This is a genomic window from Streptomyces sp. NPDC048258 (assembly GCF_043201995.1).
GTDB lineage: Bacteria > Actinomycetota > Actinomycetes > Streptomycetales > Streptomycetaceae > Streptomyces.
Genome location: NZ_JBICZH010000002.1, coordinates 523,880 through 539,758 on the forward strand (window position 1 = coordinate 523,880; position 15,879 = coordinate 539,758).

The following is a 15,879-nucleotide window of genomic DNA, read 5'->3' on the forward strand; positions in this document are numbered from 1 at the left end:
GAACCCCGCCCCCGCTCCGGTACCCCCAAGTCCGGAGCGGGGGCGGTTCCAGTTTCCGGCGCGCTACGGCACCAGGACGACCTTGCCGAGGTTGCGCCGGTTCTCGATGAGCTCGTGCGCGCGCCCGGCCTCGGCGAGCGGGATCTCCCCGTGCACGGCGATCCGCAGCGACCCCGAGCGGTGGAGGTCCCACTGCTCGCGCAGCCAGCGGTCGTACAGCTCGGGCTCGCCCAGGGCGAGGGCCCGCATCTGGAAGCCGATCACCGACGCGCCGCGGACCAGGAGTTCGTACGCCTCGACGGTGCCGCCGCCGGAGCTGAAGGCCACCAGCCGACCCCGGGTCGCCAGCGTCCGCACGGCCGGGGCGAGCAGGTCACCGCCGACGCCGTCGAGGATCACGTCGTACGGGGCACCCCGATCGGCGTCCTCGTACAGCACGACCTCGTCGGCGCCGAGGCCGCGTACGAAGCCGGCCTTGCCGGCGCTCCCGACGGCGGCGACCACCCGCCCCGCCCCGCCTGCCCTGGCGTACTGGAGCGCGTACGTGCCGACCGCGCTGGCCGCCGCCGTCACCAGGACCGACTCGCCGGGCCGGACGCACCCCGCCTCGTACGCACCGCGCGCCACCAGCCCGCTGCGGACCAGCGCGACGGCTTCGACGGCGCTCGCCCCGTCGGGGATCCGGGAGGCCATGGCGGTGTGCACGACGGCGTGTTCGGCGTAGGCGTGCGCGAAGCAGAGTCCGGTGACGCGGTCGCCGAGGCCGAAGCCCTCGGCCCCTTCGCCGAGCGCGGCCACGGTCCCCGCCACCTCCCCGCCGAGCGGTATGGGCTCGCTGCCCTCCCGCACCTTCCGCACCGAAGGCAGGGTGACCCCGATCGCCTCGACCCGGACCAGCAGCTCCCCGGCCCCGGGTTCGGGCACGGCTGCCTGCTCGGCGAAGAGGACCTCGGGGCCGCCGTTGACCTCGTAGCGGATGCGGAGCAAGGGGACCTCCCGTTGTCGATCTTGTGGAAGACCCCACGGTAGCCCCTCAGACCTCGACGATGACCTGGTCCAGGGACTTGCGGCGCAGGTCCGGGACCTCGCAGTCGTCCGCCGGGTAGCCGACCGGGATCACCGCGAAGGCCTTCTCGTTCTCCGGGCGGTCCAGGACGTGGGAGAGGAAGCGCATCGGGCTCGGCGTGTGGATCAGGGCCGCCAGGCCGGACAGGTGGAGCGCGGACAGGAGCATGCCCACCGCGATCCCGACCGACTCGTCGACGTAGTAGTGCTTGCGCTTCGTGCCGTCCGGGCCGAGCCAGTAGCGCTGCTGGAAGACCACGATCAGGGCCGGGGCGTCCGTGAGGTGGGTCTTCACGGCGTCCGTGCCGAGGGGGCGCAGGGCCGCCAGCCACTCGTCGCCGAGGCGGCCGTCGTAGGAGAGCGCCTCCTCCTGCTCGGCGGCGGCGCGGATCTGCTGCCGTACCGCGGGATCCTTGACGAGGACGAACGTCCACGGCTGCTGGTGCGCACCGGAAGGGGCGGTCGCGGCGCACGCGACGGCGTCCCGGACGACCTGCTCGGGCACGGGGTCGGGGGAGAAGTGGCGCACGGTCCGCCGCTCGTCCATCCGGGCGCGCAACTCGGCGGCGCGGGCGAGGGATTCCCCGCTCGGCATCCGCGCGGGCCGGTAGGCGGCGGGTCGGTACGGCAGGCCGTGGATGGGGGTCCACTGCTGGGTATCGGGCGACATGCGTCGAGTCTGCCGAGGCAATGGTCCAGACCGCCAGAGCCACGTCGGCCGATTCCCGGCGGCCCAGGCCACCTCGCGTCCGCAATGCGTGCGTTGGTACGGTCCCGGGTACGGGCTGATGCCCCCGATCACCCCGCGTGCGGACGCCGATGAGGACGGGGCCGCGGAGGCGGAGTGGCAGGAGGACCGGCAGCCGCAGCCGCGTGCCCGAGAGTCCGGACTTCCGCACCTGGTACACCGACTGGCTGGAGCAGTGATGGGCACGCGGACCGCGCACACCTCGCAGTTGGAGCAGGGGGAGCTCGGGGAGATCCGGGCCCTCCTCGACGGCGCGTTCGAGGGGGACTTCTCCGACGAGGACTTCGAGCACGGGCTCGGGGGGATGCACGTGCTGGTCCGCGAGGGCGGGGAACTCGTCGGACACGGGAGCGTCGTGCAGCGGCGGGTCGTGCACCGGGGGCGGGCGCTGCGGGTCGGGTACGTCGAGGGGGTGGGCGTACGGGCCGACCGGCGCCGGCGCGGGATCGGGAGCGCCGTCATGGCCGGGCTGGAGGCGGTCATCGGACGGGCCTATGTGCTCGGCGCGCTGTCGGCGTCCGAGGACGGAGCCTCCTTGTACGAGCGCCGTGGGTGGGCGGTGTGGGGAGGGCCGATCGGGGTGCTCGGCCCGCAGGGACCCGAGCGGCTCCCCGAGGAGGAGGGCAGCACCTACGTGTGGGTGCCGCCCGGCGGGGCCCTTCCGGACCCGGCCGGGCGGCTCGACTTCGACTGGCGGAACGGGGACGTCCTGTAGCTACGACCCCGAGATGCTCGCCGCGCCCGACTCGATGTGGCCCGTGTAGCGGCGGGACCAGGTGCCGTCGGAGCCGGCCAGGACCGTGAAGTCGTACCAGCCGTTGTTGTACGCCACCGCGTTGAAGTAGTCCTCGCGCGAGGAGTTCGCCGGGACCGTGTACGTCCACGGGCCGTCGGTACGGTAGGCGTTGGAGCGGATCGTGAAGGTGACCGCCGCGGCGGACGCGTTGGTCATCTTGAAGTAGACCGCCGTCTTGCCCGTGCCCGGCTCGACCGCGAAGCGGGCCGCCACCTCCAGGTCCTTGCCGGGCTTCGTGGCGTCGCCGAGGAAGCGGCGCAGGAAACGGTTCGGGCCGTACATCGAGATGTCGTACTTGCCGGACCCGTAGCCCGTGCCGATGTTGAAGTAGTCCGTCGACGTGGCACCGGCGTCCACCGTGTACTGCCAGGCCGCCGTGTCCCGGTACTGGTGCGGGTGGATCGAGAAGTGCGCGGCCTGCTTCGCCTCGGCGCCCTGGTTGGTCATCGAGAACCAGGCCAGGATCTTGCCGGCCGCGCCGAACTCCAAGCGGTCCAGGTTGCCGTTGACCTGGTACGGAAGGGCCCGCGCCGGGCGCGTGCCGGGCTCCTGCGCCGGGAGGGCGTTGTCCTGCGGCGCCGGGTTGGGCAGCGGGCCGCAGGTCGCCTGGCCGATCACCTTGGCCGTGGAGGGGAGGCCCGCGGGGACGCCGTAGACCGGGTGCGCGAAGTCGAAGACGCCGGTCAGGTCGCCGGTCACCTTGCGGCGCCACGCGCTGATGTTCGGGCAGGTGGCGGGCGTGCCGAGGGCGGCCGTCCACTTCTCCATGAACCGCAGGACCGAGGTGTGGTCGAAGACCTCGGAGCTCACCCAGCCGCCGCGCGTCCACGGCGACATCACGATCATCGGGACGCGGAAGCCGAGGCCGATCGGGGTGCCGTCGAGGTACTCGCCCGGCGTGCCGGGCGGGGCGACCGGCGGCGGCACGTGGTCGAAGAAGCCGTCGTTCTCGTCGTAGTTGAGGAAGAGGACGGTGGAGTCGAAGACCTCGGGATCGGCGGCGAGCGCGCGGTAGACCAGGTCCACGAAGTGCGCGCCGTCGCCCGGAGGGGCGTACGGGTGCTCCGAGAAGGCCTCGTTCGCCACGACCCAGGAGACCTGGGGGAGGGTGCCGGCGACGACGTCCGCGCGGATGGCGGCCGCGATGTCGTCCGGGGTGGATCCGGTGACCTTGGGCACCGAGCCCATGCCCCGGTCCCACAGCGGGTTGCCGGGGGCCGCGTCCGTGAACTTCTTGAAGTAGGCCAGACCGTTGTCGCCGTAGTTGTCCTGGGCGTTCTGGTAGACCTTCCAGCTCATGCCGGCGCGCTGGAGGGCCTCCGCGTACGTCTCCCAGGTCAGCCCGGACTCGTCGCCGCCGTCCTTGCTGGAGGCGTCGATCTTGCCGCTCCACAGGAAGGTGCGGTTCGGGCCGGTGGCGCTGAGCGTGGAGCAGAAGTACGCGTCGCAGATCGTGTAGTTGTCTGCGAGCCCGTAGTGGAAGGGTATGTCCCCGCGGTCCAGGTAGCCGAGGGTGCGGGTGTTGCCGACGCCGGTGACCCAGTTGTCCATCCGGCCCTTGTTCCAGGCGGCGTGCTGCGAGGTCCAGCTGTGCGGGAGGTCGCCGTTGCACTGGGCCAGGGTCTCGCCGTCGACCCCGCCCGCCGGCGGGGTGGCGGAGAGCTTCCACGGGTACTGGCGGCCGCCCCAGTTGGGCTGGTTGAACATGCCCCAGCCGCCGGGGATGTTGCCGGCGGCGCGGTCGCCGAAGCCGCGGACACCCTTCAGCCTTCCGAAGTAGTGGTCGAAGCTGCGGTTCTCCTGCATCAGGATCACCACGTGCTTCACATCGGTGATCGTGCCGGTCGCGGCGGCCGCGGCCGCTGTCGTCGGCGCGACGGCGGGCAGGGCCGCCCCCGCCACGAGCCCGGCGCCGATTCCCACGAATCCTCTTCGGCTGATCGGTGTCACTGGACCCTCGCCTCCAACTCAAGTGCCCCGCTGGCACATTGTCGGCAAGAGTGGCGGGAGGGGCGCCAAAGGTCTACATCCGTGCAGTAAGAAATCGGTGAACATCCGGGTGGCTGGAATCAGCCGTCGACCCGGACGAGCATCTTGCCCAGATTGTCGCCCCGGAGCATGCCCAGGAAGGCGTCCACGGTGTGGTCGAATCCCTGCACAACGGTGGTATCCGTGCCGATCCGGCCACTGCGCAGATGAGGGACGAGGAAGTCCTCAAGCTCGTCCTGCAGATTGGTGTGGTTGCGAACCAATACCCCTTCCAGGCGCAGCGACTTGTGCACGACCTCGAAGAGGTTGCGGGGCGCGGCGGGGGACCGGTCGCCGTTGTACATCGAGATCGCCCCCACCCAGGCGATCCGCCCGTACTCGCGCAGCACGTCGATCGCGCCCTCCAGGTGGTCGCCGCCCACGTTGTCCACGTACACGTCGATGCCCTCGGGAGCCGCCTTCGCGAGCTGCTCGCCGACCGGGCCGTCGTGGTAGTCGAAGGCCGCGTCGAAGCCGAGGTTCCCGGTCAGGTGGCGGACCTTGGCCGCCGAGCCCGCGCTGCCGATGATCCGGCGGGCGCCGAGCAGACGGGCGATGTGGCCGGTCGCCACCCCGACCCCGCCCGCGGCGGCCGAGACGAACAGGTCCTCGCCCTCGCGCAGGGCCGCGGTCCGGGTCAGGGCGGCGTACGCGGTGAGGCCGGTGCCGCCGAGGATGGAGAGGTGGGCCTCCAGCGGGACGCCCCCGTGGCCGCGCAGCTTGCGCGTTCCGGCCGCGCCGAGGGTGACGAGGGAGTGCGTACGCCAGCCCTCGCGGTGGAAGACGAGGTCGCCCTCCGCCAGGCCGGGGTCGCGGGAGGCGATCACGCGGCCCACCGAGCGGCCTTCGAGCGGGGTGCCCAGCTCGAAGCCGTCCTCGCCGCCGTCCATCAGCCCGCGGTGGTACGGGTCCACCGAGAGCAGCAGGTTCTCCACCAGGGCGGTGCCGGGTCCCGGCTCCGGGACCGGATACGAGGCGTAGGCGAAGTCGGTGGCGGCGGGGAAGCCGCTGGGGCGGGCGATCTGGTGGACGGCGTAAGCGGTGTTCGTGGTCATGTCCCAGACGTTAGGAAGGAATCCCGGGGCCGGGCAGGGGGTTGCGCTCATGAAAGCCGCACATCCATGAACGACGCTCATAGAACGAGGTGGGGGCCCCGATGTCCGAACTCCTCCCGCAGGAACTGCGGATCCTGGTCGCCGTCGCCGAGTCCGGCGGCTTCTCCGCGGCGGCCGCCGCGCTCGGCGTCACCCAGTCGGCCGTCTCGCACTCCGTGCGCGGCAGCGAGGCCAAGATGGGCGCGGTCCTCTTCGAGCGCGGCCGGACCGGGGCCTCGCCCACCCCGGCGGGGGAGCGGGCCGTCGGCCACGCGCGCAGGATCCTTCGGCTGTACGAGGTCATGGGCGCGGAGGTGCGCGGCGCCGGCCGGGGCGCGCCGCATCGGGACACGGTCGAGGGCGTGCTCCGGATCGCCGCCTTCCGCAGCGCGGCCCTGCACCTGCTGCCGCCCGCGCTGGACCGGCTCACGGCCCGCCACCCCGGCATCCGCCCCGAGGTCCGGGTGGTGCGCGAGATCGGCCCCGGTACGGCCGGGGAGGTGGCGGCCGGCCGCGCCGACCTGGGCATCGCCACCCTGGGCGTGGCGCAGGGGATACCGCCCGGCCTGCTGAGCGGGGTGCTCGTGGAGGAGGCGTACTCCCTGGTGCACCCGGCCGGGCATCCCGACCCGAAGGCGCTGCCCCTGATGGACTGGGACGAGAACTGCGGCTCCTACACGCGCACCTGGTGGCAGGCGCAGGACTGGATCCCGCGGGCGACCGTGAAGGCGGAGGACGACGCGATGGTGCTGACCATGGTCGGCCGCGGCCTCGGCATGGCGATCATGCCCGAGCTGTCCCTCCGGGAGGCGACCGAAGCCGTCGACATCACCGGTCTGGGTCCGCGGGGGCCGATGAGGCGCGTGGGCTACGTCACCACACCGGAATCCGCTTCGACCCTCGTTGTCCGGGCTCTGATCAGGGAACTTCGTTCCGAGGGCAGCTGAAAACGGAGCCATGTGAGCCGCTTTCCGGTGGGTTCGGCGTCTCAGATAGTAGGAAGTCCGAGTAATTGCGGAGACATACAGCGGGACCTGCCCTAGCTTTGTAGAAGCCGAACGTCTCGCCGATCAGGCGAATGGCGGTCGAGAGCGCGCGCCCCTGGCAGGCAACCCCTGCGGCGCACCGCTCCCCGCCTCTTCCGGCGCCTTGAAGGAACCCCTCATCCGTGGCTTCGCCACGCCGTGATCTCAAGGAGTCGATCCACATGACCCCCACCACCGCTGCCGTCCGCCGCGTCCGCCACTCCTCCTCCGCCGACGCCGACCGCAAGAACGCCGCCGCGGCCCTCCAGCGGGCCCTCGACCGCCGTGACAACGGCGGCTCGACCGGCCACTGAGCCGACGCCCGGCCCGGACGTGTTGCGTTCGCGTTGGTCCAAATGCTGGACGCAATATGTCTGAGGGCTGGGACAGGGAGTACGGTTTCGCCATGTCGACCAGCATCAATCTCGCAGTGATCCCCGGTGATGGCATCGGCCAGGAAGTCGTGGCTCAGGGACTCAAGGTCCTTACCGCGGTCCTGCCCCAGGATGTGAAGCTGGAGACCAAGGAGTACGACCTCGGCGCCCAGCGCTGGCACCGCACCGGTGAGACCCTCCCGGAGGCGGAGCTCGAAGCCCTCAAGCACCACGACGCGATCCTGCTGGGCGCCATCGGCGACCCGTCGGTCCCGTCGGGCGTGCTGGAGCGCGGGCTGCTGCTCAAGCTCCGCTTCGCCTTCGACCACTTCATCAACCTGCGCCCGTCGAAGCTCTTCCCGAACACCGCCACCCCGCTGGCCGGCCGTCCGGAGATCGACTTCGTCGTGGTCCGCGAAGGCACCGAAGGCCCCTACACCGGCAACGGCGGCTCGCTGCGCACCGGCACCCCCGCCGAGGTGGCCACCGAGGTCAGCCTCAACACCGCCTACGGCGTGGAGCGCGTGGTCCGTGACGCGTACGAGCGGGCCAACGCACGCCCCCGCAAGAAGCTGACGCTGGTCCACAAGAACAACGTCCTCGTGTACGCCGGCCACCTGTGGAAGAACATCTTCGACAAGGTCGGCCAGGAGTACCCCGAGGTCACCACCGACTACCTGCACGTCGACGCCGCGACGATCTTCTTCGTCACCCAGCCCGAGCGCTTCGACGTCATCGTCACGGACAACCTTTTCGGTGACATCCTCACCGACCTGGCCGCCGCCGTGACCGGCGGAATCGGCCTGGCCGCCTCCGGGAACATCAACCCGACCGGCGCCTTCCCGTCCATGTTCGAGCCCGTACACGGCTCTGCCCCGGACATCGCCGGCACCGGCAAGGCCGACCCGACCGCGACGATCCTCTCGGTCGCCCTCCTGCTGCGCCACCTGGGGTACGAGGCCCAGGCCGTCCGCATCGAGGACGCGGTCTCCGCCGACCTCGCGGAGCGTGACGGCACCTTCCGCTCCACCGACGCCATCGGCGACGCCCTTGCCGCGCGCGTAGCCGGCTGACCCGGCAGCACCACTCCAGGAAGCCGTCGGGTCGGATAGGGGACCCGGCGGCTTTCCCTGTGCGGCCCCGGGTGCCACCATCTCCCCTGGGCCGCAACCCCCGCTTCTCCGAAGCCTCCGTGCGCGCGATAATCGAACGCGAGGCCGCGGAATGCGGGGAAGCTCGGACGTCCTAGTACGCCGTGAGCGCGGTCCGCCATACACAACCGGTGAAGGACAAGCACTCATGACGACGCCCACGATCGAGCTCAAGCCCTCCTCGAACCCGCTGTCCGACGCGGAGCGCGAGGCGATCCTGGCCAGCCCCGGCTTCGGCCGCCACTTCACCGACCACATGGTGACGATCAAGTGGACCGAGGGCCGCGGCTGGCACGATGCCGAGCTGGTCCCGTACGCGCCCCTGGCGATCGACCCGGCGAACATGACGCTGCACTACGCGCAGACGATCTTCGAGGGCCTCAAGGCCTACCGCCAGCCCGACGGCACCGTCGCGACCTTCCGCCCGCAGGCCAACGCCGAACGCTTCCAGGCCTCCGCCCGCCGCATGGCCATGCCGGAGCTGCCCACCGAGCTGTTCATCGAGGCCTGCGACGCCCTCATCCAGCAGGACCGCGCCTGGGTGCCGGACTCCGGCGAGGCCTCCCTGTACCTGCGGCCGTTCATGTTCGCCTCCGAGGTCGGCCTCGGCGTCCGCCCGGCCAACGAGTTCCTCTTCATCGTCATCGCCTCGCCCGCCGGCGCGTACTTCCCCGGCGGCGTCAAGCCGGTCTCCGTCTGGCTCTCCGAGGAGTACGTCCGCGCCGTCAAGGGCGGCACCGGCGCCGCCAAGACCGGCGGCAACTACGCGGCCTCCCTCGTCGCGCAGGCCCAGGCCGCCTCGCACGGCTGCGACCAGGTGGTCTGGCTCGACGCCGTCGAGCACCGCTGGATCGAGGAGATGGGCGGGATGAACCTGTACTTCGTGTACGGCGACCGCATCGTCACCCCGGAGCTCACCGGCTCGCTGCTTCCCGGCATCACCCGCGACTCCCTCCTCACCATCGCCCGCGACCTCGGCTACACCGCCGAGGAGGGCCGGATCACCACCGAGGACTGGAAGCGCGACAACGAGAACGGCACCCTCACCGAGGTGTTCGCCTGCGGCACCGCCGCCGTCATCACCCCGGTCGGCTCGGTCAAGTCCGAGCGCGCCGACTGGACCCAGGGCGACGGTCAGCCGGGCCAGGTCACCATGCGGCTGCGCAAGGCCCTGCTGGAACTCCAGACCGGCCACGCGGCCGACCACCACGGCTGGATGCACCCGCTGGGCTGAGCCCGGATGCGACCGATCGGTACGGGCCTAACCTGGAGTGGGGCCCGTACCGAGGTGGTGTGCGATGTCCGAGGCAAGCAGCTACTGGGCTTCCGGGAACTGGAAGGTCTCCGAGGGCAAGGAAGACGAGTTCGCCGACCGCTGGACGGCTTTCCTGACCTGGACCAAGGAAGCGAACGAGGGCTTCCTGTTCGCCCGCCTGATCCGTGACCTGGGCAACCCGGGCCACTACGTGTCCTTCGCCTCCTGGCGCGACGTGGACGCGATGAAGGCCTGGCAGGACAAGCCCGAGTTCGCCGAGCACTTCGGCGGCTGCCGCGCCCTGTGCGAGGACATGCAGGGCGGCGGCTTCGCACTGGCGCGAGCGGTGGACGCGTAGACGCTCGTACGTACGCAGGGCCCGCCTCCCGATCAAGGGAGGCGGGCCCTGCGTACGTACGGGGCGATTCAGGCGGCCGCGGCCACCGGCTCCGGCTCCTCGGCGGGAACGGCCGCCGGTGCGGAGCGGGCGGTCAGGGCCGTGTAGACCAGCCCGCCGGTCAGGCCGGAGAGGACGAAGGAGCAGTCCAGGCCGCCGGTCAGGGCGAGCAGCGGGCCCTCGTAGAACGGGGTGGTCACGGCGAGCAGGCCGACGCCCGCGCCGACGGCCCAGGAGGCGGTGGCGGCCACGTTCCAGCCGCCGCGGTACCAGTAGACCCCGCCCACCGAGCGGCGGTTGAAGACCTGGAGGGCGTCGGCGTCGTACTGCCCGCGGCAGCGCACGTACCCGATCAGGGTGATCACGGCCCACGGGGTGCCGATCGCGGTCAGCAGCAGGACGAACGAGGTCATCGCCGACTGCACGTCCCACTCGAAGGAGCCGACGAAGACGAAGGCGGTGGCAACGGCCGCGGCGATGACGGTGGCCGTGGTGCGGGTGGCCCTGGGGACGATCGCGTCGAGGTCGAGGCCCATGGAGTAGAGCATCAGGCCGGCGTTGCCCACCGAACCGGCCGCGGCGGCGGCGAGCAGCGGCACCAGGTACCAGAACGGCGCGGCCTCGACCAGCGGCCCGGCGTACTCGGCGCCGGCCTTGGCGGCGAGCGCGGTGTAGGTGCCGAAGAGCTGCGGTATCAGCAGGCCGACCAGCAGGCCGAGGCCGGTGGCCCAGAACACCTTGCGGGAGCTGTTCCTGCGGGGGGAGATGTAGCGGGTGTAGTCGCCGAGCAGGGTGATGAAGGCGACGGGCCCGCTGAGCCCGGCGGCGACGGCGGCGAGCAGCCAGGTCGACCAGAAGGAGCCGAGCAGGTACTCGGTGTCCGGCGGCGCGACGGCGGTGAAGTCCGGGGCGTAGGCGAAGAGCCCGACGGCCAGCAGGACCACCATGCCGATGGACAGGATCTTGCTCATGCGCAGCAGCAGCCGGTAGCCGAAGACGGCCCCGACGACGGTACACGCGGCCAGTACGCCGTACATCACGGCCCGCGACACGCCGGTGTCCGGGAGCCCGGTGAGCCGGGACAGGACGCCGACCATCACGTCGCCGCCGATCCACAGGGTCAGCGCGGTGTAGCCGAGCGAGAGCAGCAGGCCGACCACCGAGCCGACGAGACGGCCGCGGACGCCGAACTGCGCGCCGCTGGAGGTGGAGAGGTTGGTGGCGGTCCGCAGGGAGACCAGCGCCAGCGGCGCGGTGAAGGCGATGCCGACGAGGGTGCCGGTCACGATGGCGGTGACCGACGGCCACAGACCCAGCCCGAAGGACGGGGGGAGCCAGCCGAACACGATCACGCCGAGGCAGAGGTTGGAGCCGAGCAGGATCGAGATCAGGTCACGGGGACCGCTCGTCCGCTCCTCCTCGGGGATGGTGTCGACTCCGCGCTGTTCGATGGGCATGGGGGGACTCCCTTGGCAGGGCGGGGGATGGTTGCGCATTTGTTTGAGCGACACTCAATGTGACTCAAGCCCTGCTCCCAGGTCAATGATTCCCTGCAACGAAATGAAGAGTTAGAGTGATGCTCTAACCCATCGACTCAAGAGGTGGTGGATCGGCGTGCGGCTGACCCCTACGGAGCGCGACCGGCTGCTGCTCCGCAGCGCTGCGGAACTGGCCAGGGCCCGGCGGGCCCGGGGCCTGAAGCTCAACGTCCCGGAGGCCACCGCGCTGATCGCGGACACGGTCTGCGAGGCCGCGCGCGACGGCAAGCGGCTCGCGGAGGCCATCGAGGAGGCCCGCGGCGTGCTGGGCCCCGACGACGTCCTGCCCGGCGTGGCCGACGTGGTCACCGAGGTGCACGTCGAGGCCGTCTTCGACGACGGCTCCCGGCTCGCGGTGGTCTCGTCCCCCATCCGGGGCGCGGTACCGCTCGGCGACGACGCCCCCGGGGCGGTCGTCCCCGGACCCGGCGTCCCCCAGCCGGAGCCGGTGCTGCACCTGAGCGTGCGCAACACCGCCGCCGTGCCGGTGAGCGTCACCTCCCACTTCCACTTCTTCGAGGCCAACCCGCGCCTCGACTTCGACCGCGCCGCGGCCTACGGCATGCGGCTGTGCGTGCCGGCGGGCTCGTCCGTACGGTTCGACCCGCACGGCGGGGGCGAGGTCGGTCTGGTCCCGATCGGCGGCGACCGGATCGCCGTCGGCTTCGCGGGCCTGGTGGACGGGCCGCTGGACGCGCCCGGCGCGAAGGAAGAGGCCCTGCGCCGGGCCGCCGCCTGCGGCTACCTCGGCGTACGCGACACCGGTAGCGAAGGAGCACAGGCGTGAGCCGCCAGACCCCCCACAGCGATCACTGCGCGCCCGGCAGCCGGCACATCGACCCGCACGAGTACGCCTCCGTCTTCGGCCCCCGCGCCGGTGACCGGGTGCGGCTCGGCGACTCCGGGCTCACCGTGCGGGTGGAGTCCGACGCCCAGAAGCCCGGCGACGAGTTCCTGGCCGGCTTCGGCAAGACCGCCCGCGACGGCCTGCACCTGAAGGCCGCCGCCGTCCGCGAGACCTGCGACGTCGTCATCAGCAACGTGCTGGTCATCGACGCCGTCCTGGGCATCCGGAAGGTCTCCGTCGGCATCCGCGAGGGCCGCATCCACGCCATCGGCCGGGCCGGCAACCCCGACACCCTCGACGGGGTCGACGTGGTCGTCGGAACCGGCACGAGCATCGTCTCCGGCGAGGGCCTGATCGCCACCGCCGGCGCCGTGGACACCCACGTGCACCTGCTCTCCCCCCGGATCATGGAGGCCTCGCTCGCCGCGGGCGTCACCACGGTCATCGGCCAGGAGTTCGGCCCGGTCTGGGGCGTCGGCGTCAACTCCCCGTGGGCGCTGAAGCACGCCTTCAACGCCTTCGACGCCTGGCCCGTCAACATCGGCTTCCTCGCCCGCGGCTCCTCCTCGGACGCGGCCCCGCTGGTCGAGGCCCTGGCCGAGGGCGGCGCCTCCGGCTTCAAGGTCCACGAGGACATGGGCGCGCACACCCGCGCCCTGGACACCGCCCTGCGCGTGGCAGAGGAGTACGACGTACAGGTCGCCCTGCACAGCGACGGCCTCAACGAGTGCCTCTCCGTCGAGGACACCCTGCGGGTCCTGGACGGCCGCACCATCCACGCCTTCCACATCGAGGGCTGCGGTGGCGGGCACGTACCGAACGTCCTGAAGATGGCGGGCGTGCCGAACGTCATCGGCTCCTCCACCAACCCCACCCTGCCCTTCGGCCGGGACGCGGTCGCCGAGCACTACGGCATGATCGTCTCCGTCCACGACCTCAAGCCGGACCTCCCGGGCGACGCCGCCATGGCCCGCGACCGGATCCGCGCCGGCACCATGGGGGCCGAGGACGTCCTGCACGACCTGGGCGCGATCGGCATCACCTCCTCCGACGCCCAGGGCATGGGCCGCGCGGGCGAGACCATCCGCCGCACCTTCGCCATGGCCGCCAAGATGAAGGGCGAGCTGGGCCCGCTGGCCGGCGACGGCGAGGGCGACGACAACGCCCGCGTCCTGCGCTACATGGCCAAGCTGACCATCAACCCCGCCATCGCCCACGGCCTGGCCCACGAGATCGGCTCCATCGAGGTCGGCAAGCTCGCCGACATCGTCCTGTGGCGCCCGCAGTTCTTCGGCGCCAAGCCGCAGCTGGTCCTCAAGTCCGGCTTCCCGGCGTACGGGGTCACCGGCGACCCCAACGCCGCCACCGACACCTGTGAACCGCTCGTCCTCGGACCGCAGTTCGGCTCGTACGGGGCCACCGCGGCCGACATCTCCGTCGCCTTCGTCTCCGCCGCGGCCGCCGCGCTCGGCTCCGACGAGATGCCGACCCGCCGGCGCCGGGTGGCCGTCCGCGGCACCCGCGGCATCGGCCCGAAGGACCTGCTCCTCAACTCCCGGGTGGGCGCGGTCGATGTGGACGCGCGCAGCGGCCTCGTCTCCCTCGACGGGGAACCGCTGCGCTCCGAAGCGGCCGATTCGGTCTCCCTCAACCGCCTGTACTTCTTGTGAGCAAGCACAGCTTGTAAGCCCGTTAGGACCCCTGCCATGACTGCACAGCCCGCCAAGCCCGTGAACGACGGCTTCCGGATGCCCGCCGAGTGGATGCCGCACGAGCGCACCTGGATGGCCTGGCCCAGCCCCAACCCCACCTTCACCAACGAGCAGGAGCTCGCCGAGGCCCGCGGGGCCTGGGGCGCCGTGGCCCGCGCGGTCCGCTCGTACGAGCCCGTGACCCTGGTGGTCTCGCCCGGCGACGCCGAGAGCGCCCGCGCCGTCGTCGGCGACGACGTGCAGCTCGTCGAGCGCGAGCTCGACGATGCCTGGATGCGCGACATCGGTCCGACCTTCGTCACCAACGACGCCGGCGAGCTGGCCGCGGTGGACTGGACCTTCAACGGCTGGGGCGCCCAGGAGTGGGCCCGCTGGGACCACGATTCGAAGATCGCCCGGTCCGTCTCCGACCTCGCCGGCACCCGTACGTACAGCACCCCGCTCGTCAACGAGGGCGGCGCCATCCACGTCGACGGCGAGGGCACCGTGCTCCTCACCGACACCGTGCAGCTCGGCGAGGGCCGCAACCCCGGCTGGACCCGCCAGCAGGTGGAGGCCGAGATCCACGCCCACCTGGGCACCACCAAGGCGATCTGGCTCCCGTACGGCCTGGCCGGCGACTACGGCACCTACGGCACCCAGGGCCACGTGGACATCGTCGCCGCCTTCGCCCGCCCCGGCGTGGTCATGGTGCACACCCAGCCCGACCCGGCCCACCCGGACCACGAGCGCTGCAAGACCATCGCCGCCATCCTGCGGGCGTCCACCGACGCCCGGGGCCGGCAGCTGGAGGTCGTGGAGATCCCGGCGCCGACCGTGCTGGAGGAGGACGGGGAGTGGGTGGACTACTCGTACATCAACCACTACCTGTGCAACGGCGGTGTCGTGCTGTGCTCCTTCGACGACCCGCGCGACGAAGAGGCCGCCGAGATCTTCCGCGGACTGTTCCCCGAGCGGACCGTGACACTCGTTGACGCACGTACGATTTTCGCCGGGGGTGGCGGAATCCACTGCATCACCCAGCAGCAGCCGAAGGTCTGACCTTCGGGATCCGGACAAGGAGTGGGCCCATGGTGGCGGGTGGAGTACCGGTACGGGCGGCGCGCAAGAACGCGCCCCCGCGCGAGGACGTACTCGTCGCCGCCATGGCCACGATCGCCGAGCGGGGCCTGGAAGGCCTGACCATGGCCGGTCTGGGCCGCGAGGTCGGCATGAGCAGCGGCCACCTCCTCTACTACTTCCGCAGCAAGGACGAACTCCTGCTGCAGACCCTGGAGTGGAGCGAGGCGGAACTGGGCACCCAGCGCCGGGCCCTGCTGTCCCGGCGCGGCCCGGTGACCGAGCGCCTGCGCGCGTACGTCGACCTGTACGTGCCCACGCAGGCCCGCGACCCGCACTGGACGCTGTGGCTGGAGGTCTGGAACCGCTCCCAGAACGCCGGCCCGCAGGAGCGCGACCGCCAGGCGGCCATCGAGGGCGCCTGGCACCGCGACCTGGTGGCGCTGCTCGCGGAGGGCATCTCGCGCGGCGAGTTCCGCAGGGTGGACCCCGACCGCGTCGCGGCCCGCATCCGGGCCCTGCTCGACGGATTCAGCATCCAGCTCGCGGTGGGCCTGCCGACGCTGGACCGGGAGGCGATCCTGGACCACGTACACGAGTTCCTGACGGAATCCCTCACCCCGCACGACTAGGTCCTGTCCAACGGTGCCGCACCCGGTCGGCGATCCACGTGCGGATGGCGGGCCGCTGCCCGCATGCTGAGATCCCTGTCCATCCGCGGCGAGCGTTGTGGCACACTGCGAGCGTGCCTGCTCAGCTCATGATTATCGCCAGCAGCGCGCCGGTCCCC

Annotated in this window: 15 protein-coding genes; 10 read left to right on the forward strand and 5 right to left on the reverse strand. The window is 71.6% G+C overall.

Annotation, left to right across the window (positions count from 1 at the left end; translation table 11 throughout):
• Positions 1-63 precede the first annotated feature (63 nt).
• Both ACGFYQ_RS06530 and ACGFYQ_RS06535 read right to left on the reverse strand, forming a co-directional pair.
• Entirely contained in the window at positions 64-987 is a 924-nt protein-coding gene (locus ACGFYQ_RS06530) for a zinc-binding alcohol dehydrogenase family protein (protein ID WP_393740577.1), read from the reverse strand.
• Between the two features lie 46 nt (positions 988-1,033).
• Positions 1,034-1,735, reverse strand: a complete 702-nt coding sequence (locus tag ACGFYQ_RS06535) for a nitroreductase family protein (RefSeq protein ID WP_393740579.1) — start codon at positions 1,733-1,735, stop codon at positions 1,034-1,036.
• A gap of 256 nt (positions 1,736-1,991) precedes the next feature.
• Between ACGFYQ_RS06535 and ACGFYQ_RS06540 the strand changes: the two genes are divergently transcribed.
• The gene (locus tag ACGFYQ_RS06540) at positions 1,992-2,528 is read left to right on the forward strand and encodes a GNAT family N-acetyltransferase (RefSeq protein WP_393740581.1); all 537 of its coding nucleotides are present in this window, start codon (positions 1,992-1,994) and stop codon (positions 2,526-2,528) included.
• Here the strand turns inward: ACGFYQ_RS06540 and ACGFYQ_RS06545 are convergent, their stop codons facing one another.
• On the reverse strand, positions 2,529-4,559 hold the full coding sequence (locus tag ACGFYQ_RS06545; RefSeq protein WP_393740583.1) for a phosphocholine-specific phospholipase C: 2,031 nt from the start codon (positions 4,557-4,559) through the stop codon (positions 2,529-2,531).
• Between the two features lie 119 nt (positions 4,560-4,678).
• Positions 4,679-5,692, reverse strand: coding sequence for an NADP-dependent oxidoreductase (locus ACGFYQ_RS06550; protein WP_393740585.1), 1,014 nt, complete (start codon positions 5,690-5,692; stop codon positions 4,679-4,681).
• Between the two features lie 101 nt (positions 5,693-5,793).
• On the opposite strand from ACGFYQ_RS06550, the gene ACGFYQ_RS06555 reads away from it, so the two are divergent.
• The 5 genes from ACGFYQ_RS06555 to ACGFYQ_RS06575 all read left to right on the forward strand — a co-directional run bounded on the left by ACGFYQ_RS06555 (position 5,794) and on the right by ACGFYQ_RS06575 (position 9,894).
• Entirely contained in the window at positions 5,794-6,678 is an 885-nt protein-coding gene (locus ACGFYQ_RS06555) for a LysR family transcriptional regulator (protein WP_393740587.1), read from the forward strand.
• A gap of 260 nt (positions 6,679-6,938) precedes the next feature.
• Positions 6,939-7,070: a hypothetical protein gene (locus tag ACGFYQ_RS06560; RefSeq protein ID WP_362393953.1), complete on the forward strand. Its 132-nt coding sequence runs from the start codon at positions 6,939-6,941 to the stop codon at positions 7,068-7,070.
• A 92-nt stretch (positions 7,071-7,162) separates the two neighbouring features.
• Positions 7,163-8,203: a 3-isopropylmalate dehydrogenase gene (locus ACGFYQ_RS06565; RefSeq protein ID WP_393740590.1), complete on the forward strand. Its 1,041-nt coding sequence runs from the start codon at positions 7,163-7,165 to the stop codon at positions 8,201-8,203.
• A 226-nt stretch (positions 8,204-8,429) separates the two neighbouring features.
• Complete coding sequence (locus ACGFYQ_RS06570) at positions 8,430-9,515, forward strand: branched-chain amino acid aminotransferase (RefSeq protein WP_393740592.1); 1,086 nt, start codon at positions 8,430-8,432, stop codon at positions 9,513-9,515.
• 64 nt (positions 9,516-9,579) lie between these two features.
• Positions 9,580-9,894 carry an antibiotic biosynthesis monooxygenase family protein gene (locus tag ACGFYQ_RS06575; protein ID WP_393740594.1) on the forward strand — a complete coding sequence of 105 codons (315 nt, stop codon included), beginning with the start codon at positions 9,580-9,582 and terminating at the stop codon, positions 9,892-9,894.
• 68 nt (positions 9,895-9,962) lie between these two features.
• Here ACGFYQ_RS06575 and ACGFYQ_RS06580 read toward each other — a convergent pair whose 3' ends face one another.
• Positions 9,963-11,390, reverse strand: a complete 1,428-nt coding sequence (locus ACGFYQ_RS06580; protein WP_393740596.1) for a cytosine permease — start codon at positions 11,388-11,390, stop codon at positions 9,963-9,965.
• A gap of 157 nt (positions 11,391-11,547) precedes the next feature.
• Between ACGFYQ_RS06580 and ureA the strand changes: the two genes are divergently transcribed.
• Genes ureA through ACGFYQ_RS06600 form a run of 4 tightly spaced genes read left to right on the forward strand, consistent with a single transcriptional unit; the run spans position 11,548 to position 15,721 of the window.
• Positions 11,548-12,258, forward strand: a complete 711-nt coding sequence (gene ureA, locus ACGFYQ_RS06585; RefSeq protein WP_393740598.1) for an urease subunit gamma — start codon at positions 11,548-11,550, stop codon at positions 12,256-12,258.
• 47 nt (positions 12,259-12,305) lie between these two features.
• Positions 12,306-13,988 (forward strand): urease subunit alpha, encoded by a 1,683-nt coding sequence (locus ACGFYQ_RS06590; protein ID WP_393740937.1) that lies wholly within the window; start codon positions 12,306-12,308, stop codon positions 13,986-13,988.
• 36 nt (positions 13,989-14,024) lie between these two features.
• The gene (locus ACGFYQ_RS06595) at positions 14,025-15,071 is read left to right on the forward strand and encodes an agmatine/peptidylarginine deiminase (protein ID WP_393740600.1); all 1,047 of its coding nucleotides are present in this window, start codon (positions 14,025-14,027) and stop codon (positions 15,069-15,071) included.
• 29 nt (positions 15,072-15,100) lie between these two features.
• On the forward strand, positions 15,101-15,721 hold the full coding sequence (locus tag ACGFYQ_RS06600) for a TetR/AcrR family transcriptional regulator (protein ID WP_393740602.1): 621 nt from the start codon (positions 15,101-15,103) through the stop codon (positions 15,719-15,721).
• Positions 15,722-15,879 lie beyond the last annotated feature (158 nt).